The organism is Methylobacterium tarhaniae (genome assembly GCF_001043955.1).
In the GTDB taxonomy this organism is placed as follows: Bacteria; Pseudomonadota; Alphaproteobacteria; order Rhizobiales; family Beijerinckiaceae; genus Methylobacterium; species Methylobacterium tarhaniae.
In genome coordinates, this window is the sequence record NZ_LABZ01000022.1 from 1 (window position 1) to 21,427 (window position 21,427).

The following is a 21,427-nucleotide window of genomic DNA, read 5'->3' on the forward strand; positions in this document are numbered from 1 at the left end:
GCACCCTGCTGCGGGTGGTGGCCGGGCTCGAGGCGCCGGATGCCGGCACGGTGCGGCTCGACGGGCGCCTCGTCGCCGGGCCGGGAACCGCCGTGCCGCCGGAGCAGCGCGGCGTCGGCCTGATGTTCCAGGACTACGCCCTGTTTCCCCATCTCACCGTGCGGGAGAACATCCGCTTCGGCCTCAAGGGCCAGCCGCCCGCCGCCCGCGAGGCGGCCGACGAGCTCCTGGCCCAGGTCGGCCTTGCGGCCCATGCCGACAGCTACCCCCAGACCCTGTCCGGCGGCGAGCAGCAGCGCGTCGCCCTGGTGCGGGCCTTGGCGCCGGGGCCGCGGCTGCTGCTCCTCGACGAGCCGTTCTCCAACCTCGACCGGCGCATGCGCGACCGGGTGCGGGAGGACACCGTGGCGCTCCTGCGCCGCACCGGCACCACCGCCCTGATGGTGACGCACGATCCCGAGGAAGCCCTGGCGGTGGCGAGCCGCATCGCCCTGATGCGCCGCGGCCGCATCGTCCAGGTCGCCACCGGCGAGGCCCTGTACCGCTGCCCCGAGAGCCTGTTCGCGGCCCGCTTCCTCGCCGATGCCGCCGAGATCCCGGCCCGCATCGCCGCCGGGCAGGCCGAGACGCCGCTGGGAGCCGTGCCGGCCCCTCACCTGCCGGAGGGCGCGGCGGTCCGGGTCTGCCTGCGGCCCGAGGCCCTGCGGGTGGTGGAGCCCGGCACGGGCATCGCCGCCCAGGTCACCCGCCGCACCTTCCTGGGGGCGGCCTGCGTCGTCCATCTCGGGGTGCCGGGGGTGGAGGGGCCGCTGCGCGCCCGCCTGCCCGGGCCGGGATCCTACGGGCCGGGTGACGCCGTCGGGGTGACGCTGGTGCCGGATTCCGTGCTCGTCCTGCCCGACGAGGAGGCGGCCTAGTCCCGAGACGTGCGGGAACTTACATTGAAACAACTAAAATCTAGCGTGCTTGCTTTTGTTTCGGGATTGCTTCTCAAGGGGATCGCCATTCTCGGGAGGCGCCCCTTGTCCCTGTCACGCACCGCGCTCGCGCTCCTCGGTCTCGTCGCCCTCGCGGCTCCTGCCCGGGCGGAGAGCGAGGTCAACCTCTACACCACCCGCGAGCCCGGCCTGATCCGCCCGCTCCTCGACGCCTTCACCAAGGCGAGCGGCGTGAAGGTCAACACGGTCTTCGTCGACAAGGGCCTGGCCGAGCGCGTCGCCGCCGAGGGCGCCCGCTCCGCCGCCGACATCGTGATGACGGTCGATATCGGCAACCTGATCGAGCTCGTCGACCGCGACCTCGCCCAGCCGGTGCGCTCGCCCACCCTCGAAGCCGCGATCCCGGCGAGCCTGCGCGACCCCGAGGGGCGCTGGTTCGCCCTCTCGACCCGCGCCCGGGTGGCCTATGCCGATCCCGACCTGCGCGACCTCGCCGGGCTGACCTACGAGGACCTGGCCGACCCGAAATGGAAGGGCAAGGTCTGCCTGCGCTCGGGCCAGCACCCCTACAACACCGCGCTCATCGCCGCCTACCTGGTCAAGCACGGCGAGGCCAAGACCGAGGCCTGGCTGCGCGGTCTGAAGGACAACCTCGCCCGCAAGGCCGGCGGCGGCGACCGCGACGTCGCCCGCGACATCGTCGCCGACCTCTGCGACGTGGGCCTGGGCAATTCCTACTATGTCGGCCTGATGCGCAGCGGCCGGGGCGGCCCGGAGCAGAAGAAGTGGGGCGAGGGCATCCAGGTGGTGCTGCCGACCTTCCAGGGCGGCGGCACCCACGTCAACGTCTCGGGCGCGGTGGTGGCGAAGTCCGCCCCGAACCGCGACAACGCCGTCAAGCTGCTCGAATACCTCGCCTCCGACGAGGCGCAGGGCCTCTACGCCAAGGCCGATTACGAGTACCCGGTGAAGCCCGGCGTCGCGGTCGACCCGCTGCTCACGGCTTTGGGCCCGCTGAAGATCGACACCACCCCGCTCGTCGAGATCGCCCGCAACCGCAAGGCGGCGAGCCTGCTCGTCGACAAGGTCGGGTTCGATCGGTAAGGCCCAGGCGGCCCCGTCTCCGGGGCATCCTCCACAGCATCCAGGACAGCGGAGCGGGCGACCACCGTGGAAGGAGGAGCTTTCGTGCCGTCGCGCCCGCCGGCGGCCCTGCGCCGGATGGGGCTGCCCGCCCGGCTCCGCTCCCCTGCGGCCGGCCGGCCGCACGGTCCCTGGCTGAGGGCCTGGACCCTCGCCGCCGGCCTCACCGCCCTCCTGGTCCTGGCCCCGGTGGCGTCCCTCGCCGTCGAGGCGCTGCAGGGCTCCGGCGGGCTCTGGCCCCACCTCCTCGCCCACGTCCTGCCCCCTTCCCTCGTCGAGACCGGCCTGCTGCTCGCCGGGGTCGGGGCGGTCGTCGTCGTGGTCGGCACCGGGGCGGCCTGGCTCGTCGCCGCCTACGAGTTCCCGGGGAGGCGCCTGCTCGACTGGGCGCTGCTGCTGCCTCTCGCCGTGCCGACCTATATCGGGGCCTATGCCTATCTCGACCTCCTGCACCCGGTCGGCCCGGTGCAGAGCGCGGTCCGCGCCCTCCTCGGCTATGCCCGTCCCCGCGACCTGATCCTGCCGGACCTGCGCTCGCTGCCCGGCTGCATCCTGCTCCTCGGCTTCGTGCTCTATCCTTACGTCTACCTGCCGACCCGGGCGCTGTTCCTGATGCAGTCGGCGACCCTGGTCGAGGCCGGGCGCAGCCTCGGGGCCGGGCCGGGAGCGGTGTTCCTGCGGGTCGCCCTGCCGCTGGCGCGGCCCGCCATCGCGCTCGGCGCCAGCCTGGCGCTGCTGGAGGCGCTCAACGACATCGGGGCGGCGGAGTTCCTGGGCGTCCGCACCCTCACGGTCTCGATCTACGACACCTGGGTCAACCGCTCGGACCTGGCCGGCGCCGCCGGCCTGGCGCTGGTGATGCTCGCCGCCTGCCTCGGCCTGATCGCGGTCGAGCGCCGGGCCCGGCGCGGGCGGGGCTATGCCGGGGCGGCGCAGCGCCCGCGGCGGATGAGCCGCACGATCCTCGCCGGGCCGGCGGCCCTCGTCGCCCTGGGAGCCGGCCTCGTGCCGGTCGCCCTCGGCTTCCTGGCGCCGGCGAGCTACCTCGCGGTCGAGGCCGTCAGGCGCCTGCACGTCGCCGGCCTGTCCGGGGCGATCCTGTCGGAGAGCCTCAACACCCTGCTCTATGCCGGCCTCGCGACGCTGGTGGCCACCACGCTCGGCCTCCTGGTGGCGGCGGGGCCCCGGCTCCTCGGCGGGCGCTGGCGCGGGATGCTGCTGCGCTGCGCCACCTTCGGCTACGCGATACCCGGCGCGATCCTGGCGATCGGCCTCCTGCCGCCGCTCGCCGCCCTCGACGGCCTGCTCGACGGGGCGAGCCGGGCGCTCACCGGCCTGCCCCTCGCCGCGATGGGCCTCGGGACCGGGGCGGCCCTCGTCTACGCCTACGTGGTGCGCTTCCTCGCCGTCACGACGGGCAGCAGCGAGGCGGGGCTCGCCCGGGTGCCGCGCTCGCTCGGCGACGCCGCCCGGGTGCTCGGCCGGGGACCTGCCGGCGCCCTGGCGCAGGTGCACCTGCCGCTGACCTGGCCGGCGGTGCTGGGCGGCGCCCTCCTGGTCTTCGTCGATTGCGTCAAGGAACTGCCCGCGACCCTGATCCTGCGCCCGCTCAACGTCGAGACCCTGGCGACCCACCTCTACGGCGAGGCCGCCCGGGGCACCTACGAGGACGGCGCCGTCGCCGCCCTCCTCATCGTCGCGGTCGGGCTCCTGCCGGTCGCGCTGCTGCTGCGGGTCTCGACCCCGAAGGCGTGAGGGTCAGGGCGTCCCGGCGCGGGCATGCTCCAGGAAGAACCGCAGCATCTCCGCGCTGGCATCGGGCCCGCGCGGCTCGGTGTAGGAGCCGTCGGGGCTGCCGCCGGACCAGGCATGGCCGGCCCCGTGCAGCACCCAGGATTCCACCTGCCCCTTCCCTCGCGCATCCGCATGGACCGTCCTTGTATAGGCGATCCCGCCCGGCGCCTCGCCCCGCGTCACATTCCGGGTCAGGGCCGCCCCCGGCATCGCCTGGGCGACGACCTGCTCGCCGTTGAGCGGGTTCACCGTCCGGTCGCCGTCGCCGTGGAAGACGATGGTCGGCACGGCCGGGCCCGGCCGCTTCGGGGCGGCGGCGCCCTGGCCCATCGCCGCGAGGGCCGAGGGCAGGTCCCGGGCCGCGCCGCAGGCCAGGCCCGAATGGATGCCGGCGGCCGCGAACACGTCCGGATAGGTCGCGGCCAGGATCGCCGCCGCCGCCCCGCCGGCGGAGAGCCCGGCGACGTAGACTTGGGTAGGATCGGCCCCGAACTCCTCGACCACCGCACGCGCGATCCCGGCGATCAGCGCCGGCTCGCCCGCGCCGCGGCCCTGGTCGCCGGGCTGGAACCAGTTCCAGCATTTCTGCGCGTTCGCCGACCGCTCCTGGCGTGGATAGACGACGATCGCGCCCTGCGCCTCGGCCTGCTCGTTCATCCGCGTGCCGAGGGCGAAGTCGTCGGGGTCCTGGGTGCAGCCGTGCAGCATCACCACGACCGGCAGGGCTTGCCCCGCGTGGCCGCTCGGCACGTAGACCTTGTAGGTCCGGCTGCCCGCGGTGCTGGAAAAGCTCCGCTCCTCGAACCGGGCGCCCTCCGGCACCGGCACCGGCCGGCGGGGCTTCAGGCCCTCGCCCAGGCCGTTTGCCAGATGACCCGCCAGGTTGCCGGCCAAGTTGCCGGCCAGGTTGCCCGCCAGTCCGCTCGCCAGACCGCCGGCCAGGCCCTTGCCGAAGACTCCCTCGGCCAGCCCGCCGGGCGGGTGAAAGGTCTTCAGGGCCTCAGGCAAGCCCCGCAGGGCTTCGGGCATATCCCGCAAGGCCTCGGGCATATCCCGCAGGACGTCGGACAGGTTCGGCGCGCCGGCCTCTCCCGGGACCGTCCAGGCGCCGCCCGGCTCGCCCGGGGCCACGAGGTCGATGGCGGGCTCGGCCCCCTGCGGGCCGGACGAGCGGGCGGGCTCGGCCGGCGCCGGTCGGCCCTGGATCAGCGCCACCGCCTCGGTGAGCCGGCCGGCGCGGGTGAGGCGGGTCACCTCGGCCATGTCGACGGCGGGGCCGAAGGGGCCGCCGCCGGGAAAGCCCTTGAATGCGGTCATGATCATGATCCTGTGCTGGGAGAGAGGGTCGGTCAGGCGATGCGGTCGGCGAGTGCCGCCTTGACGGCGGCGCTGGCGTGGAAGGCGCCCAGGACGTGGATCGACGCGATGGCCGCCCGGGCGAGTTCCGGCGTGACGTCGTCGGCGATGCTGGCGAGGCCGAGGACCTGGATGCTGAGCGGCGTCCCGGCCGCCCGCGCCGCCTCGAGCTCCGCCTTCGTGATGTGCGTCAGGCCGAGGCTGAGCTGGCGGCGCGCCACCGACTGGCGCAACGCCTCCTCCTGCCGGTCGAGCTGGTTGCGCACGGCCGTGCGGATGAAGTCGGCGCGGTTGGCGTAGAACCCGTCCCGCACCATCAGGTCGATGCGGCCGAGATCGACGAAGCCGAGATTGACCGTCACCTTCTCGCTGTCCGGCAGCTTGGGTCCGGGCAGCTTGGGTCCGGGCAGCCCGGGCTCGGCTACCTTGGGCCGCGTTTCTGGGCCATCTTCCGCCATCGCCATCTCCAGACCATCCAACCGGATGGTCTGGAGATGGATACGGGTGAGGCTGCCCGCAAGGGGCTCCGGGCAGGCGGAACGATGGGCGGTCCGGCCCGTTCGGCATTCCGGCACCGGCGGCGTCGCGACCCGGACCATTCGGGGGTCTTCGCCGGCGGCGGGCGAAAACCATCTTGCCTCGACGCATCCCCGTGCCCCGCGTAAGGCTGGCCCAGCATGAGCAGACGACATCCGAGCCCGCCGGACCGGGGTGGGGCGCCGCGCCTCGCCGAATACGAGCCCAACCTGGCCGAAGGTCTCGCCGCGGGCACCGCCACGCGCGTGCTGGCGATGCGGCTGGTGATGCTGCTGGTCCTGGCGGTCTCGGCCCATCTCAGCGACGGCGTGCTGCATGCCGGCAGCCACTGGTTCATCCTCGGCGGCTACGCGGCATCCTCGCTCTGGCTCGCCGTCACGGCGCGGCGGCGCAACAGCGGGCGCCTGGCCTGGATCGCCACCCTCCTCGACGGGGCGCTCGCGGCCTACATCGTGCTCGAATACATGATGGCGGCGGCCGAGGCGGCCGACGAGCCCGGCACGCTGGCGAGCCGCCTGCCGGCCTTCCTGCTGCTGCTCGAATCCGGCCTGACGCTGAGGCCGCGCCACACCGTGGTCTTCGCCGCCCTGGTGGCGGGGGTGTGGTCCGGGGCGCTCGGCCTCGGCCTGCTCGATCCGGGCCTCGGCCTGCCGCCGGCGGCGCCGCACGTCTTCGGGCTGCTCTCCTTCCTGGTGGCGAGCGCCTTCGTGATCGAGGGGTCGCTGCGCCTGCGCCGGGGCTTCGCCACGATGCTGCGCCTGGAGCACGAGCGGGCGACGCTGGCGCGCTTCGTGCCGGCGGGGATCGACCTCGTGCGGCACGACGGGCCGACGGCGCTCCGGCCCCGCCACGCCTGCCTGCTCGCCCTCGACATCCGGGGGTTCTCCGCCCTCACCCGGTGCTGGGGCGAGGCGCGGGTGCTGGACTGGCTGCTGGGCGTCCGCGCGCTCGCCCACACGGCGGTCACCGACCATGGCGGCCTCGTCGACAAGTATGTCGGGGACGGGGTTCTGGCCCAGTTCGTCGGCGGTGCGCCGGCCGAGCAGGCGGCGGCGGCCCTGGCCTGCGTGCAGGAGATCGAGGCGCGCATGCACCGGATGAACGAGGCCCGCCGGCAGGAGGGCCTGCCGTGCCTCGCCCTCACCGCCTCGCTCCATGCCGGCGAGGTGCTGGTGGGGGTGCTCGACGACGGGTTGCGGGCCGAGTTCACGGTGCTCGGCCCGGCCATGAACGCGCTCGCCCGGGTCGAGGCCCGGGCCAAGCGCGAGAACCTGTCCGTCGCGGTCTCGAAGCGCGTGATGCGGCTCCTCGGCCCGGCCGCGCCCCCGGCCCGCCGCCTGCCGCGCCGACCGGGCGAGGAGGATTGCCCGGACCTGTTCGGCCTGGATCCGGCCCCCTCGCCCGCCCCCCTGCCTGTCCCGGCTTCGGCCTCGTGAGCGCCTCCCGCATGACCGAATCGTCCAAGGCCGGCTTTCGCCTGCCGCCCCGTCCCCTGCGGGCCGACGGGACGCCGCGCCGGGTCGGCGTCGAGATCGAGTTCATGGGCCCCTCGGCCCGGGTCGCCGCCGCGGCGCTCTCCGCCGGCCTCGGCGGGCGCCTCGCCGAGGAGGATCCGCACGCCTTCCGGCTCGAAGGCACGGCGCTCGGCGACATCCGGGTCGAGCTCGACCTGCGCGCCGCCCATCCGCAGCGCCGGGCGCCGGCGCAGGGTTCGGCTCCCGGCCTGCCGGTCCGCGCCGCCGGCCGGTCGCTGGCGGCCCTCCTCGGCCCGGTGGTGCCGCGCGAGCTGATCACCGGCCCCCTCGCCCTCGATCGCCTGCCCGAGGTCGACCGCCTCGCCGCCCTGCTGCATGCCGCAGGCGGGCGAGGGCGCGGGGCGGTGCTGCTCGGCTCCCTCGGGCTCCACTTCAACGTCGAGCCGCCGGACCTCGACGCCGCCACCCTCACGGGCCTGCTCCGGGCCTACCTGCGGAGCGAGGCGGACCTGCGCAGGGCCACGGCGGCGGGCGGCTTCCTGGCCGCCCGGGGCCTGCCGCCGCCCTTTCCCGCGCCCTACATCGCGCAGGTGCTCGACCCGGCCTACCGGCCCGATCTCGACGCCCTGTCCCGAGACTACCTCGCCGCCAACCCGACCCGCCACCGCGGCCTCGACCTGCTGCCGATCCTCGCCCATCGCGACGAGGCGGGCGTGCGGGCGGCCCTGCCGCCGGACGAGAAGGTGAGCCCGCGCCCGGTGCTGCATTACCGGATGCCGCAGGCGCATGTGGGATTGGCGGGCTGGAGCCTGGCGCCGGCCTGGAACTTGTGGGTGGGGGTGGAGGAGATGGCGGCGGCGGGGAGCCCGCAGGGGGCGAGGCCGGATCCCGCTTGAGCGGCCTGCGGATCCCGCTTAAGCTTGTTCCGATGACCGAGAGCCGCTCCCCCCGCGCGACCGTCTGGTGGTGCTTCCGTTAAGGAAGCGGCCCGTCGTCATCTTGTCACGACCGATGCCGCCGTCTGGTGGGCACGGTCGTTCTGGTTCTACCGGCATCCCTCGGCGCGGCGGCTTTTCTCCGAAAGAGCCCCGATGTCCGTCGAAGCGCCGTCCAAGCCCGTCATCCTCACCGGCGACCGCACCACCGGCCCCCTGCATCTCGGCCATTACGCCGGCTCGCTGCGCAACCGCGTGGCTTTGCAGCACAGCCACTGCCAGTACCTGCTGCTCGCCGACGCGCAGGCGCTGACCGACAATGCCCACAATCCGGGCCGCATCGCCCGCAACGTGATCGAGGTCGCGACCGATTACCTGGCGGTCGGCATCGATCCCGCGATCACGACGATCTGCGTGCAATCGGCCCTGCCGGCGCTCGCCGAGCTGACCCTGCTCTACCTGAACTTCGTCACGGTGGCTCGGCTGGAGCGCAACCCGACGATCAAGGACGAGATCCAGGCCCGCGGCTTCGGCCGCGACATCCCGGCGGGCTTCCTGTGCTACCCTGCCGCCCAGGCCGCCGACATCACGGCGTTCCGGGCGACCCTGGTGCCGGTGGGCGAGGACCAGGCGCCCCTGATCGAGCAGGCGAACGAGATCGTCCGCCGCCTCAACCGGCACGCTGCCGACAAGCTCGGCCACGACCTCCTGCCCGAGGCCCGGGCGCTGATCCCGGAGGTCGGCCGGCTGCCGGGCGTCGACGGACGGGCGAAGATGAGCAAGTCGGGCGGCAACGCGGTGCCGCTCTCCGCCTCCGACGCCGAGATCGCCGCGGCGGTTCGGCGGATGTACACCGATCCCGGCCACCTGCGCGCCAGCGATCCCGGCCGGGTCGAGGGCAACGTGGTGTTCACCTATCTCGACGCTTTCGATCCCGATCCGGAGGCGGTCGCAGGCCTGAAAGCCGATTACCGACGCGGCGGCCTCGGGGATTCCGCGCTCAAGGGCCGGCTCGCGGGCGTGCTGCGCGACCTCCTCGGGCCGATCCGCGAGCGGCGGGCGGCGATCGCCCGCGATCCGGACCGCGTGATGGACGTGCTGCGGACCGGCACCGCGCGGGCCCGGACCGTCACCGCCGCCACGAGGGACGCGGTGCAGGACGCGCTCGGATTGTTCCGGCTCTAAACGCCCACCGTCCCGCTCGAGGGAACCGCCACCCTCCGGGTTCATCCCGGCCTCCGCTGCGGGTCCGCGGGATGACGCGGAGGGTGATCGGAGGCGGCGGAGGGGAACGGCGCGGGCGTCGAGCTTCCTATGCGTGGTTGCAAGCCCGTCCTTGCGCCTCCGCGCATTTCAAACCCGAACGACCGCGTCCATCTTCCCCGCCATGACACAGACCCTGCAATTCGGCCTCGACACGTTCGGGGATGTCACCGCCCGGAACGGCGAGCTTCAAGCCCACGGCCAGGTCATCCGCGACGTCGTCGCGGAGGGCGTCCTGGCCGACCAGGTCGGGCTCGACTTCTTCGGCATCGGCGAGCACCACCGCGAGGATTTCGCCGTCTCCTCGCCCGAGATGGTGCTGGCGGCGATCGCCGGGCGCACGGAGCGCATCCGCCTCGGCTCGGCCGTGACGGTGCTCAGCTCCGACGATCCGGTCCGGGTCTACCAGCGCTTCTCGACCCTGCAGGGCCTCTCGAACGGCCGTGCCGAGGTGATCCTCGGCCGCGGCTCGTTCACCGAGTCGTTCCCGCTCTTCGGTTACCCGCTGGACCAGTACGAGACCCTGTTCGAGGAGAAGCTGGAGCTGTTCGCCGCGCTGCTGGCCGGCGGGCCGGTGACCTGGCAGGGCACCACCCGGGCTCCGCTCGACAACCTTTCCGTCTTCCCGACGCCGGAGACGCCGCCCACCACCTGGATCGGCGTCGGCGGCAGCCCGAACTCGGTGGTGCGGGCGGTCCATCACGACCTGCCCCTGATGCTCGCCATCATCGGCGGCGAGCCGCAGCGCTTCCGCCCTTACGTCGATCTCTACCACCGGGCCTGCGCCCAGCTCGGACGGACGGTCCGGCCGATCGGCGTCCATTCCCCGGGCTATGTCGGCGAGACCGATGCGGGCGCGCGCGACGAGTTCTTCGCCGATTACAAGCGCATGCGCGACCGCATCGGCGCCGAGCGCGGCTGGCCGCCGATGACGCGCCAGGAATTCGACCGCGAGGCCGATCACGGCTCGCTCTATATCGGCGGGCCGGAGACGGTGGCGAGGAAGATCGCCGCGACGGTGAAGGCCCTCGGCCTCGGCCGGTTCCAGCTGAAGTACAGCGCCGGCCCGCTGCCGCACGACCGGCTGATGCGCTCGATCGAGCTCTACGGCACCAGGGTGGCGCCGCTGGTCCGGGAGATGCTGGGCTAAGTGCACCTCACAAAACTCCCGCTGCGCTGACGCGGCTAGAGCGAGGGACGACAGCGATCGGGAGTTTCGTGAGAGACACCAAGCAGACTTGCGTTGGCAGGCCACACGGTACACGCCACAGCAGGTTGCGCGATTGGGGGAGCGACGGCTGCCGCGCCAGCAGAACCCTCCCCCCCTCTGCGGGGGAGGGTTCATGCTCTCGGCCCTCGCTCCCCCACCGCGCAACCTGCTGTGTCGTGTACTGTGGGCAGGCCAACGCTTCGTCCGCTTGGCTTCTTGTTTTGTCGCAGATTTTTGCCGCAAAACCGGTGGCCGCTTTTGCGGAATCTGCTCTAGGTCCCCGCCTCACCGACGGGCCGGCCCGGCGTCGGATCGCCTCATGCCGGTCCCTGCCGGTCCCCGTCACGCCCCTCCCCGTCGCGCCTTCTGGCCGGTACGGGAGAGGCGGACCGGACCGACCACAGGAGACCCGCCATCTTCCACCTCATCTTCGCGACGCCGTGCCTCCTGGTGATCGCCCGCTGGCTCGTGCCCCTCGGCCTGCCGCTCGCCGCCAAGGGCGCGCTCGCCGTGCTGCTGCTCCTCGCCTCGCAGTTCCACCTCTGGAACCGGCTCTCCTCCGGCTCGGTCTTCGCGCCCGAATTCCCCCGTGCGGTCGTGCTGCTGCTCAACTGGGCCTTCGGCGCGATCCTGCTCCTCGCCGTCCTGCAGGTCGCGCTCGATCTCGGCGCCCTGGCGGCGGCACTGCTGCACCGGAGCATGGTGACCATCCCGGACGGGGTGCGGTTCGGGGCGGCCGGCCTCGCGGCCTGTCTCGCCGCCCTCGGGGTCGCCGGCGCCGTGCGGGTGCCGCCGGTCCGGGACGTGGAGGTGGCGATTCCCGGCCTGCCGCCCGCCTTCGAGGGTTACCGGCTGCTCCAGCTCACCGACCTGCATCTCGGCCGCCTGTTCCCGGCTTCCTGGGCGCGCGCCGTGGTGGAGCGCGCCAACGCGGCCGGTACGGACCTGATCGTCGTGACCGGCGACTTCATCGACGGCTCGGTGGCGATGCGCCGGGACGACGTCGCGCCCCTGCGCGACCTGCGCGCCCCGGACGGGGTCTTCGCGATCCCGGGCAACCACGAGTACTTCTTCGATTACCGGGCCTGGATGCGCCATCTCGCCGGCCTCGGCCTGCGGATGCTGCCGAACGCCCATGCCGTCCTCGCCCGCGGCGAGGCGCGCCTGGTGCTCGCCGGCGTCACCGACGCCTCGGCCCCGGCCTCGGGCGAGGCCGGCCCCGACCTCGCGGCGGCGCTCGCGGGCGCCCCGCCCGGTGCCCCGATCCTGCTCCTCGACCACCAGCCCCGGGCCGCGAAGCGGGCAGCCGCGCGCGGCGTCGCGCTCCAGCTCTCCGGCCACACCCATGGCGGCATGATCCTCGGCCTCGACCGGCTGGTGGCGCGCGGCAACAACGGCTTCGTCTCGGGCCGCTACGAGGTCGAGGGCAAGCCCCTCGCAGGCGAAAGCGTCCAAGGCGAGACCGTCCAGGGCAAGCCTCCCCGAGGAATGACCCTTTACGTCGGCAACGGGACCGGGATCTGGCCCGGCTTCGCCCTCCGCCTCGGCCGACCCTCCGAGATGACCCGCTTCACCCTGCGGGCCGCGCCCCGGGCCGACGGCCGCAGCTGACCGCCGGCCTCTCGCGACGCCCGCCTGCCCGACCTGCTCCGCCCGAGGCCCGCTCGACACGGGCGGGGGCCCCGCGCCTCGGACGAGGGAGCCGACCGCCGCCTCGGTGAGGAGGCCCTGCGCCCCGGAGGCCGTCTCGCATCGACGAAGGATGCCGCCTCGCTTCCGCCCGGACGCCGATCTTGATCGTCATCATGCAGGGTGGTGGCGAGCATCATCGGGATGATCCGGGAAATCCATCCCTCCTTCCAAAGTGGTAGTCCGTCGCACAAAGCAGACGAAGACGTCTCCCGGTCTACGACGACGATGGTGCAATTTTGCAACTTGTGTCTCGGAACAAGAGCCGAAATATTCATCTCGGTCGGAATCTCGTCGTGCCGACCGGGCTGTCGAAGGCGACAATCGACAGAATAGTCATGAGAGGGGCCGCAATGATCCGCAGCAGCACCTGCATGCCCGATGCATGGCTGGCGCTGCGGGTGCGGACCGCTCGTGCCGCCGATTCTCGCCATGGCCTCGACCCGCGGCCCGTGCCGCCCATGCGCATGGGACCGGATGCGCATGGCCGCGGGACAAACCGCCGGTGCGCGGACCATCGACCCCGTGGCGATGCGAGGAACGGACGGCGCCGGCCCTCCGCCCGCGGAGCCCGGGGCGGGCGCGCCGCCGCGGCCTCCCAACCCCGTCGCGAGGAGCCCCGATGTCGATCGCCGAACTCGAGCGCATCCGCGCCCGCCTCGCCGCGCGGCCGCGCCCCGGAGACCTCGCGGCCCGGCGCGAGCGCCTCGACGGCCTGGGCGCCGATTACGTCCTGCCCCCCGACGTGACGGTGGAGCGCGTGACCGCCCGGGGCGTGCCCGCCGAATGGACGGGAACGGCCGCCGCGGATCCGGCGCGGGCGCTCCTGTTCCTGCACGGGGGCGGCTACATGGCCGGCTCGCTCGCCAGCCACCGCCACGTGATGGCCCGGGCCGGCCGGGAGGCCGGCCTGCGCACCCTCGCCCTCGCCTACCGGCTCGCCCCCGAGCACCCCTTCCCGGCGGCGCTCGAGGATGCCCTCTCCGGATACCGCTTCCTCCTCGAACGCGGCATCGCGCCGGAGCGCATCGCGCTCGCCGGGGAGAGCGCGGGCGGCGGCCTCGCCCTCGCCACCCTGCTGTCGCTGCGCGAGGCCGGCCTGCCGCCGCCGCGCTGCCTGTGGCTCTCCTCGCCCTGGGTGGATCTCACGCTCGCCGGCGGCACCCTGGCCAGCAAGGCCGCCGTCGATCCGCTCATCAGCCGCGCCTACCTGGCCGAGCTCGCGGCCGCCTACCTGGCCGGCGCCGATCCGCGATCCCCGCTCGTCTCGCCGATCCAGGGGGATCTCGCCGGCCTGCCGCCGATGCTGATCCAGGTCGGGTCCGCCGAGGTGCTGCTCGACGACGCCCTCCGGCTGGCGAGCGTGGCCGGGGCGGCGGACGTGCCGGTGACGCTGCAGGTCTGGCCGCACATGATCCATGCCTGGCACCTCTTCCACCCGGAGCTGGAGGAGGGCCGCGCCGCCCTGCGCGCGGCGGGGTCGTTCATCCGGTCGCATCTCGACGGTGCGGGGGATCCATGACCGGCCGCGCCGCACCCTCGCCGATCCCACCCGCATCCCCACATCGCCCGGAGGCCCTGCCATGACCGCACCGACGTTGAAGAACTACTTCGATGTGTCGAGCTGGATGTACGGCGAGGACGACAGCAACGCCCAGCCGCCGCTTCCGGCCGGCCTCCAGACCTTCGACTACGCGCCCGGGCAATTCGACAGCGGCCTCGACGGCGAGACCGGGTTCCATGCCGCCGCCTTCGTCACCGGGGGCGACGCCCCCACCGTCGTCATCGGCTTCGAGGGCACCGACGCGTCCGGCCTCCTCCAGCGCCCGGACTTCCTGGCGGCCCAGATCGAGGCGGATCTCGCGCTCTTCTTCGGCGACCGGCCGGAGGCGCTCACCCAGGCGGTCGGGTTCGCCGAGACGGTGGTCGCCGCCGCCCGGCAGCGGGGCATTCCCCAGGACCGCGTCGTCGTCACCGGCCACTCGCTCGGCGCCGCCGAGGCCGCCTACGTCGCCACCCAGCTCGGCCTCGGCGGCGTCACCTTCGCGGCGCCCGGCCTCAACCAGCAATACATTGTCTCGCCGGGCAACAACCTCGCCAACTACGTCACCTACGGCGATCCGGTCGGCAATTACAGCGCGACGCCCAGGAACTACGAGGGCGCGTTCCTGTTCGACAAGGACATCCGCCGCGTCGGCGAACCGAGCTACATCAGTGCCTCCGGCGAGATCGCCGGGCAGCTCGAGCGCCGCCTGCTGATCACCGCGACCGAGAAGTTCGACGTCACCTCCGGCAGCTTCGACCCGGCCCTCGGCCTCGCCGAGGTGGGCGCGCTCGCCGCCGCCTTCCATCCGCTGACCTTCTACGGCGACCAGTTCTCGCCCTCCCTCAATTCCGGCGCGCCGGTCCAAGTCGATGCCAGCCGGATCATCGGCGGCACGGAGTACCTGCAGTTCTACGGCGACCTCTTCGACCGCAGCGGCCTGGTCAGCGATGCCTTCTACACCCTCCGCTACGCCGACGTGCGGGCGGCGGGGCTCGATGCCGAGGCGCATTACGGCACCTATGGCTGGCGGGAGGGCCGCGACCCGAACCCGTTCTTCTCCACCCTCGGCTACCGCGCCGCCAACCCGGACGTGGCCGCTGCCGGAACCGACCCGCTGGCCCAGTACCATGCCGCGGGATGGCGCGAGGGCCGCGATCCGGGCGCCAATTTCGACACCCGGCTCTACCTCGACCGCAATCCCGACGTGAAGGCGGCGGGCCTCGACCCGCTGGCGCATTACCTCGATTACGGTCGCTACGAGGGCCGCGCGACCTATACGGCGATCGGCCAGGCCGCAGCCCTCGCCGCCGCCGGGGGCTTCGACGCGGAATACTACCTCCTGAGCAATCCCGACGTGGCGGCGGCGGCCCTGACGACGGGTGATTCCCTCGCCTTCGCGCGAACCCATTACGACACCGACGGCTGGCGCGAGGGACGCGACGGCAACGCGCTCTTCGACACCGAGGGCTACCTGGCGGCCTATGGCGACGTCAAAGCCGCGGGGATCGATCCCCTCGCGCATTACGCCACCTATGGCTGGCGGGAGGGCCGGGACCCCTCGCGCGCCTTCGACACCGACCTCTACCTGGCGCAGAACCCCGACGTGGCGCAGGCCGGCCTCAATCCCCTGCTCCACTACCTGTCCTACGGGATCTACGAGGGCCGCACGGCGCCGGCGGACGGGGCCTTCAGCTGATAGAGGCTCGGCGACACGGCGCTCACTGCCCGCAGCGGGAGGCCGGCCGATACCCCGACCCCCATCGCGAGATGCGCCGGGTTCCTCTGGGATCCAGTGGACCCTCCTTCCATCGATCGCGAGCGTGCCGACGGCTGCCGGCACGCTCGTACCATTAGCCACACGCTCGTACCTTTAGCCAATTGTGTGCTATTTGTTAATTCTGGGAAGGGGGGTCCACAATATGACAGTGTCCGCATTGATTGGATCGTAGGTAGTTCGATGACCCCACGCACCTCCCGGTGTGAGCCTCTCTTGGTGAACACGGCCAGCCCTGATCAGCAGGGCTATCTTTTATTCGTGGACGAGAAGCTGGTCGGTGTCGTGGCCCGCATCGAACGTCACGAAGACCTCGACAAGACGCTTTGGGGGCGCTGGTGTTTAGAGGCCGCATTCGGTCTGTGTCATCGCGCAGGCGGTACCCTCACCTTTGCGACGCCTGAGGATGCTCTTGAATGGGCCGTCCAGCGCGTTGACATGCATGAGCGGAACAGGATGTCGCCGTCGAAGGCTGCGTAGCATCAAAGGCCGATTGGCCTATTCTGTTCGGCTATCGCTGGAATTTTCATTTAATATTTGACGTTCATTGTGTGGCGAGGCGTGAGTTCTAGGCCCGTATAGTCCGCCTCCTCGCCCTCGTGATCCCTGCTTCATCCGCCCGACGTCGGGATCCTCTCAAGGCCGATCCCGGCCTCTCTGAGCGTGCCCCGGACCTCGTGCCGGAATTGTGGAAGGAGGCCCCTTCCCGTCCCCGTCGAGCGTCCCGACAAAGCCGCGCTCGTCGTCGACTCGCTGCGAGAAGACGTCTGGGAGATAGCCGAGAGCATCGGGCTTCGATTCGGAAAACGGGCTCTGCTCTCCCCTCCGCCCCGCATTGCCTCTGCGAACGCCGGAAACCCGATGTGCCTGAAGATCGGGATAGACCGCATGACCCGCTTTCCGGTCTCGGCCTTCACCCGTCTCTCATCCGCGCCACCGGCTCCCGGCTCGCCGGTGTCGTCAATGTTCTGGCGGCGTACCAGGCGGGTTTCGAGGCCCGTCGCAAGGGGGCCTGTCGCACAGGTGGCGGCTAAACCCCTTGCATGTCAACGTTTTCTCGACGGTTCAGAGACTTGGCTATAGCGTGGCGGAATGGGTGGGATTCAAGCGCTTAGCCCCAGCAATCTCAGTGTTTGATGCTGAGGGGCGCTATGTCAGCGCTCCGAATTGCTGTTGGACGTTTTGTTGCACGGAGCCCGCCCCTTCCCTGCCGGCTTTCCGGCATTATCCGACCAGGTCGCGAGAGAGCGGGGGAGCAACCTGATCTCGGATCCCATCCTGGCGCGAACCTCGGGCCACCTCGGCCATCGTCTCGTCCGCGAGCGGGCGCTGCAGCTGCAGCGCTTCCTCGACGGGCACCTCAAGCCACGTGCGCCACTCCTCTGCAGCGGTGAGAAGCACCGGCGCTGCCTTCGGGTGCACAGGCCCCACCACACCGTTCGCCTCCGTCGTCAGGAACGAGAACAGCCGGTGCTCCTCTGGCGCCGGCTCGTCCCGCTTCGGACCTCGCACGCCCGTCCAGGGCCGCCTGATGGTTCCCGGTCAAGGCCGAGCTTCGGGGCCGCGCGGCGCGGGGACGGCGGAATCAGGAGATCGGGATGCGGGCGACCTTCATGGTGCAGACGGTCGAGGTGCACCGGAAGCGGTTGCCGCCCGGCAACGGGACGTGGTGCCGACGGAAAGCGGGGCGTTGAAGCGCACGATTGGCCCAGACGCTGACGATGCACGACCATCGAACTGAACGTACCTCCTGAAATGGAGATTGTCTCGCGGTGACTTGGGAGCGGCTGCACGGGAGCCAGCCGATGTGACCAGCGCCTACTCCTTTAGGCGCAGGCCCTATGCCGGAATAGGTATACTGGCGCATAGAATCGCCTACGTCATTTCGAATTTGTCTCGTACATGCTTCTAATTCCGCCACGTCTCTGAATAGAAAAATCGTCCCATCTGCATCGGATGGCGTGGCCGACCTGAATAGCATGTGGTTTCATCGCTAGCGATGCAAAGTACGGCGCGTGATTATGAATTAGCGGGTATTTTATTCATAGATTGCCATGGTCTAACCATATCAAATTATTTTTAAGTCGATCTCCAATAACGCGATTTTCTAAGCTTGTGATTATTGCCAGCCTCTTGCGGGCTTGAAATTACCCCGTTGACTCACCTTCAAATTTCAGCTTATCTCATTGATTAAATGCAGTGTTCTTTCAAAAAAGATTATGATGCGAATGAAATATTATATAAACAATAGTTATTATAATATATATCTGTAATTATAAATCGATTATGATGTCAATTCACGAGAAGCAGCAACGATCTATCACGATAACTGTCAAACAAAGGGAGAAACATAGTTATGGTACAGAATGTAGCGCCTATCAACATCAACACAAATTCTCCTTATAGATTATCAGTTGTACGCTCTGACAATGGCGTTGCAGCAATGAATTTTTATTATAATGATGAGCTAAAATATTCGTCGGCGAGGGCTGGATGGGACGACGCAATCCCCTGGGAGTCCGGAACTTATTATGCGTCACTCAGCAGTAGGGATTTCGGAAGCGGCCCTACTACTATGTTCGATTTCATTCAAGATCCTATCGGCCGGCAAGCTGTCCAGTTACACACCGCACAGTCCGCAAGCTCTGGCAATGCGATTTCAGCGAGTTCTTTCGGCTGCCTTGTCGCGGATCTTCCTTTCTTGAACAATATCGCAGCCTTTATGCGCGATAGTGCCGAGGGCGTACAAAATCTTCAGATCGATGTATCCGGTGATTTTCCTGTCTTTACATCCATCCGCTCGACACAGACAGAAGCGGAGGAAGGAACAAGATTTGAAATAAATGTCAATCTCAACCAGTCGATCTCTAAAGACATCTGGATGAATATCGGCCTTGTGCCAGGTTCAGTCGCCGACGACGATGATTACAAATTTGTAAAAAATCCGATACCAAATTCGACTTCCGATGATTTAAGATATTTAGGAAACGTATCAAACGCAGCGTTGAAAACAGATAAATTCGAATCGGGTTATTATGTAAAAATACCGAAAGGACAGACAACTGGTTCATTCGTACTTGATGTAGTCTCCGACAATGAATCTGAAGGCGACGAATTAGCTCGTTTTCAGATCAAAGATTACGCAATCAACAGTCCGTTCGCAAATGGAAACGAGCGTCTATATTCAGATTATGTGAATAAGCCCAAGATATTAATAACATCAGCCGGTCCCCCCAGCGTGGCCGATGTAACCTTTAAGGATCAAGGCGATTTTCCCGTTAGCGCGAGCGGCGCGAATTTCATATTCCGCCGGGTTGTGCCGGTCAAGTCTGGAGATGCGATCACCTATAATTTCCAGGCTTACTCCATCCCGGATGGCTTAAAGATTTTTGATGGGGCAACAACTTATGCTGATACCGGCGGCCTGATCTCGGGCGGCAAGGCTGGAAATTTTACAATAAGCAACTCCACTAACGGATTTTTGACCATAGTTGTTTCGGGAAATGTCGATCCGGGTACTGCGTGGGAAGTTTTTGTTGATCGCAGTGCGGGATCTACCGCGCTAAGATTCGCTCCGCTAAATTCTAATTTTTCAATCTCGAATTCAGCCTCGACACCATTCATAGCGAGCGATGGTGTGGGTGGTGCGACCGCTCCAGCCGTTGCGTCACTACAGCCCGCGCAACAGGTGCTTGGAGCCTTTGACGCTAGCACACCCGCGACCTTTCAACTCAATTTGGTCGCCGGCAAAACGTATGCTTTGACAGCTATTTCGAATGATCCCGAAAATGTCGATCCTGTCATAAGGCTGATAGGCGCTAATGGTGAAAACTTTGAATACCGAGACACGGCATCATCGATAAATTCGGCGGGTTATTTCACGGCGACCACCAATGAGACTGTGACGGCGGTTGTATCCGATACATTCGGGCGCAGCGGATCCGCAATAGTCAATTTCAATGAAATAAATCTGAATGACCTCAATGCATTTTCTCTAGGTTTGGAGAGCGATCTTATCCTCGAAGGCGGCGGCTTAGAAGCTGGATCTCTTGGAATAGACATTACGAGACTCGGAAATGCCGGCGCACCTGCGGCTGTAAGTTGGCGTCTCGTGCCTACTGGCACCTCACCCTTAAGCGCTGAAGATTTCGGTGGGGCTCTGCCTCAAGGCACGGTAACTTTTGCGGCAGGGCAGCAGACGGCCTTCGTCAGCTTGGCCCTTCCCGCTGATGGTCGTTACGAAAGTGTAGAATCAGGGACTATTGAACTATTTGATCCTGTTGGAGGCATTTTATCGACCTTAGAGCTGCATGGACAAGATTCATTTCGCCAGATATTTGCGGTCGATAGCTACGATGTGCCGATAACAGATCTTGGATCTGCACTTGACGATCAATTGATCGGCGGGCCCTTGAATGACAAACTTTTCGGCGCAGGGAGCGGGGACGAAATCTCTGGCCTTGGTGGCAACGATCTACTAAGCGGGGGCACTGGCGATGATACAATTGATGGCGGAGAAGGAATAGATACAGCCGTATATGACAGTTTCTGGAAGCAGAATGTTGTAGCCGGTGATCTGGCCGAGCGCAACATCAGTGGACCAGAGGGAACTGACATAGTGAGATCCGTCGAGATATTGAAATTTACCGACGGTAGATTTGTATCTGACGTCACAGATCCGGTAGCGGCGGTCTATAGGCTCTACAAAGCCGCCTTACAAAGGGCGCCAGACTCCATCGGCTTGAACAGCTGGTCCTCTGCCCTGACGAGGGGCGTAGGAATTTTTGATATAGCGTCGGGCTTCCTGAACTCCTCAGAGTTCCAGCAGAGATATGGCAATTTGACCAATGGTGCCTTTGTCCAGCGCTTGTATCAGGATGTCTTGGGTCGGGAGCCCGATTCATCGGGTCTCAACGATTGGACGCGCGCTCTTGATGCAGGATCCATTAGCCGATCTGAAGTTCTGGTAGGATTTTCAGAGTCTCCTGAGCATGTTGGGCGGACAACCCAAGAAGTCGAGGCTGGAATTTGGGATGTTGACGACTCTATAGCCTCAGTGGCACGGCTATACTATGCCGCGCTCGATCGGACGCCGGATGCTGCCGGCCTTAAGAATTGGGGTGATCTCATTTCGACGGGAAGAACCTTGCGGGAAGTTGCGGATGGACTTGTTAACTCGCCCGAATATCAAGCTAAAAATGGTACGGTCGATAATGCGCATTTTGTTGAATTGCTGTATAACAACGCCCTTGATCGAGTTCCGGACTCTGGCGGTCTTTCGAGCTGGGTAGGATTGCTCGATAGCGGCGCTTTGGACAGAGCCGGTGTCGTAGTAGGATTTTCTGAGTCTATCGAGCATCAAATAAAGACGGCAAACGATGTCAACAATGGCATAACTTTATAGCCGTGTTGTACTCGCTATTTTCTGTCCTATTTAGGGCGCAAATGGATCGGTTCGCCATCTCCAGAAAGCGGTGATTCGGGAAGCTGAGCGTGGAACCGAAAACGACGAAGCCCGCCACGGGGTAACCCGGGCGGGCTTCTTCGTCTTCGGTCCCGACACCTGGGGGGAACACTCTTCCAACACCCCATCCATGACACGCCGTTTCTATGCGCACAGATCCAGCGATCGTGCAGTCCTGCAGCAGCCAAGCGTGCGAGACAAAGCCCCGCTGGGCGTCTGCCGGCGGGGCTGAGAGACTTCGACTTCGAGAAGAACTTCTTCTGGTTGAGGAGCTGATATCCGGTCCCGCAATATGGTGGTGCG

At 67.9% G+C, this 21,427-nt stretch carries 14 protein-coding genes and 1 pseudogene; 12 read left to right on the top strand and 3 right to left on the bottom strand.

Translation table 11 applies throughout. From position 1 onward, the window contains the following. The 3 genes from VQ03_RS03825 to VQ03_RS03835 form a co-directional block, all read left to right on the top strand. Positions 1–917, top strand: a 917-nt coding sequence (locus tag VQ03_RS03825) for an ABC transporter ATP-binding protein (protein WP_048449542.1), incomplete at its 5' end; no start/stop codon positions are given. 111 nt (positions 918–1,028) lie between these two features. Continuing rightward, on the top strand, positions 1,029–2,042 hold the full coding sequence (locus VQ03_RS03830) for an extracellular solute-binding protein (protein WP_425350028.1): 1,014 nt from the start codon (positions 1,029–1,031) through the stop codon (positions 2,040–2,042). A 117-nt stretch (positions 2,043–2,159) separates the two neighbouring features. Continuing rightward, entirely contained in the window at positions 2,160–3,836 is a 1,677-nt protein-coding gene (locus VQ03_RS03835) for an ABC transporter permease (protein WP_048449560.1), read from the top strand. Positions 3,837–3,839: 3 nt separating this feature from the next. Here the strand turns inward: VQ03_RS03835 and VQ03_RS03840 are convergent, their stop codons facing one another. Then, a complete protein-coding gene (locus tag VQ03_RS03840; RefSeq protein WP_048449561.1) occupies positions 3,840–5,192 on the bottom strand; it encodes an extracellular catalytic domain type 1 short-chain-length polyhydroxyalkanoate depolymerase in 1,353 nt (450 codons plus the stop codon). Positions 5,193–5,224: 32 nt separating this feature from the next. Further along, positions 5,225–5,689, bottom strand: coding sequence for a CopG family transcriptional regulator (locus VQ03_RS03845; RefSeq protein WP_083467760.1), 465 nt, complete (start codon positions 5,687–5,689; stop codon positions 5,225–5,227). Between the two features lie 219 nt (positions 5,690–5,908). Here VQ03_RS03845 and VQ03_RS03850 point away from each other — a divergent pair, with 219 nt between their 5' ends. From VQ03_RS03850 to VQ03_RS31475, 8 genes are all read left to right on the top strand, one after another. Then, the gene (locus VQ03_RS03850) at positions 5,909–7,204 is read left to right on the top strand and encodes an adenylate/guanylate cyclase domain-containing protein (RefSeq protein WP_053078389.1); all 1,296 of its coding nucleotides are present in this window, start codon (positions 5,909–5,911) and stop codon (positions 7,202–7,204) included. 11 nt (positions 7,205–7,215) lie between these two features. After that, complete coding sequence (locus VQ03_RS03855) at positions 7,216–8,139, top strand: amidoligase family protein (protein ID WP_048449543.1); 924 nt, start codon at positions 7,216–7,218, stop codon at positions 8,137–8,139. Between the two features lie 195 nt (positions 8,140–8,334). Next, positions 8,335–9,363 carry a tryptophan--tRNA ligase gene (gene trpS, locus VQ03_RS03860; protein WP_048449544.1) on the top strand — a complete coding sequence of 343 codons (1,029 nt, stop codon included), beginning with the start codon at positions 8,335–8,337 and terminating at the stop codon, positions 9,361–9,363. A gap of 202 nt (positions 9,364–9,565) precedes the next feature. Next, the gene (locus VQ03_RS03865) at positions 9,566–10,591 is read left to right on the top strand and encodes an LLM class flavin-dependent oxidoreductase (protein WP_048449545.1); all 1,026 of its coding nucleotides are present in this window, start codon (positions 9,566–9,568) and stop codon (positions 10,589–10,591) included. A 474-nt stretch (positions 10,592–11,065) separates the two neighbouring features. Next, a complete protein-coding gene (locus tag VQ03_RS03870; protein ID WP_048449546.1) occupies positions 11,066–12,262 on the top strand; it encodes a metallophosphoesterase in 1,197 nt (398 codons plus the stop codon). Between the two features lie 700 nt (positions 12,263–12,962). Beyond that, a complete protein-coding gene (locus VQ03_RS03875; RefSeq protein ID WP_048449547.1) occupies positions 12,963–13,862 on the top strand; it encodes an alpha/beta hydrolase in 900 nt (299 codons plus the stop codon). Positions 13,863–13,923: 61 nt separating this feature from the next. Beyond that, positions 13,924–15,582: a Tle-like phospholipase domain-containing protein gene (locus VQ03_RS30840; RefSeq protein WP_053078390.1), complete on the top strand. Its 1,659-nt coding sequence runs from the start codon at positions 13,924–13,926 to the stop codon at positions 15,580–15,582. Positions 15,583–15,879: 297 nt separating this feature from the next. Continuing rightward, entirely contained in the window at positions 15,880–16,140 is a 261-nt protein-coding gene (locus VQ03_RS31475) for a hypothetical protein (protein WP_245291951.1), read from the top strand. 744 nt (positions 16,141–16,884) lie between these two features. Here VQ03_RS31475 and VQ03_RS34445 read toward each other — a convergent pair. Next, positions 16,885–17,193: pseudogene (locus tag VQ03_RS34445) on the bottom strand (SOS response-associated peptidase); the annotation flags it as partial. Positions 17,194–18,016: 823 nt separating this feature from the next. Here VQ03_RS34445 and VQ03_RS31480 point away from each other — a divergent pair. Then, positions 18,017–21,064 carry a DUF4214 domain-containing protein gene (locus VQ03_RS31480; protein WP_167376054.1) on the top strand — a complete coding sequence of 1,016 codons (3,048 nt, stop codon included), beginning with the start codon at positions 18,017–18,019 and terminating at the stop codon, positions 21,062–21,064. Positions 21,065–21,427: the final 363 nt, after the last annotated feature.

Excerpts from the sequence above, each read along its gene's own strand:
- VQ03_RS03835 (WP_048449560.1), top strand. The coding sequence starts at position 2,160 with ATGGGGCTGCCCGCCCGGCTCCGCTCCCCTGCGGCCGGCCGGCCGCAC.
- VQ03_RS03840 (WP_048449561.1), bottom strand. The coding sequence starts at position 5,192 with ATGACCGCATTCAAGGGCTTTCCCGGCGGCGGCCCCTTCGGCCCCGCC.
- VQ03_RS03845 (WP_083467760.1), bottom strand. The coding sequence starts at position 5,689 with ATGGCGGAAGATGGCCCAGAAACGCGGCCCAAGGTAGCCGAGCCCGGG.
- VQ03_RS03850 (WP_053078389.1), top strand. The coding sequence starts at position 5,909 with ATGAGCAGACGACATCCGAGCCCGCCGGACCGGGGTGGGGCGCCGCGC.
- VQ03_RS03855 (WP_048449543.1), top strand. The coding sequence starts at position 7,216 with ATGACCGAATCGTCCAAGGCCGGCTTTCGCCTGCCGCCCCGTCCCCTG.
- trpS (WP_048449544.1), top strand. The coding sequence starts at position 8,335 with ATGTCCGTCGAAGCGCCGTCCAAGCCCGTCATCCTCACCGGCGACCGC.
- VQ03_RS03865 (WP_048449545.1), top strand. The coding sequence starts at position 9,566 with ATGACACAGACCCTGCAATTCGGCCTCGACACGTTCGGGGATGTCACC.
- VQ03_RS03875 (WP_048449547.1), top strand. The coding sequence starts at position 12,963 with ATGTCGATCGCCGAACTCGAGCGCATCCGCGCCCGCCTCGCCGCGCGG.
- VQ03_RS30840 (WP_053078390.1), top strand. The coding sequence starts at position 13,924 with ATGACCGCACCGACGTTGAAGAACTACTTCGATGTGTCGAGCTGGATG.
- VQ03_RS31480 (WP_167376054.1), top strand. The coding sequence starts at position 18,017 with ATGGTACAGAATGTAGCGCCTATCAACATCAACACAAATTCTCCTTAT.